This window comes from Vibrio sp. 2134-1, assembly GCF_033339495.1.
In genome coordinates this window covers 1-876 of sequence record NZ_JAWOUS010000230.1, presented here as the reverse complement: position 1 = coordinate 876, position 876 = coordinate 1, and the positions used below count along the sequence as shown (strand labels likewise).

At 55.5% G+C, this 876-nt stretch carries 1 protein-coding gene; it reads right to left on the bottom strand.

Going from position 1 to position 876, the window contains the following annotated elements:
• Window positions 1-42: 42 nt before the first annotated feature.
• On the bottom strand, window positions 43-876 hold an 834-nt coding region (locus R7R78_RS25125; RefSeq protein ID WP_000408210.1), incomplete at its 5' end, for an APH(6)-I family aminoglycoside O-phosphotransferase.

Genomic DNA, 876 nt, shown 5'->3' with positions numbered 1-876 from the left:
AGATTGATGTGTTCCCAGGGGATAGGAGAAGTCGCTTGATATCTAGTATGACGTCTGTCGCACCTGCTTGATCGCGGCCGCGATAGCTAGATCGCGTTGCTCCTCTTCTCCATCCGCGTTCCAAGCTGCGGAAAGGCACCCATAAGCGTACGCCTGGTCGAGCAGGCGACGCGGATCGACGTCCAGCGCACGAGAGAATGCGTCCGCCATCTGTGCAATGCGTCTAGGATCGAGACAAAGGTCGTCTCTGTCAGCCGGATCGTAGAACATATTGGCGGCGCCAAAGCCCACTTCACCGACCAGACCGACGGGATCTATCACCAGCCAGCCGCGACTGGAGAACATGATGTTTTCATGATGCAGATCGCCATGTAGCCCACGCAGTTCCGAGGCATTGCTCATCATTTGATCGGCTATAATCGCCGCGTGGACGTAGTCAGTTTGACAACCTGCGTTTTGATCATCGCGCGCCCGCTGAAACAAAGCTGCAAAGCGATCCCGGATCGGGAGAAGGGCAGAAGGCAGGGGTTCCTCAGATGCGGCATACAGCTTCGCCATTAGTTCCGCTGCAATTTCGGTCGCCTGGTAGTCGCCGTGCTCGGCAACGATGTGAGAGAGCATTCGCTCCCCGGCATATTCGAGCAACATCAGATTGTTCTCACGACCGAGCAACCGGACTGCTCCCCTCCCATTGCGCCATACCAGATAGTCGGCCCCGCGCAGTTCATCAGCAATGTCTTCTATAGGTTTCAATCCCTTGACGATTGCAGGAGTCCCGTCTGGCAATGAAACTTTCCAAACGAGGCTGGAAAAGGTGTCCGCAATGAGAACAGGTTGCGAAACGTGCCAATGAGCAGGAAAAACAGGCGGCATGAA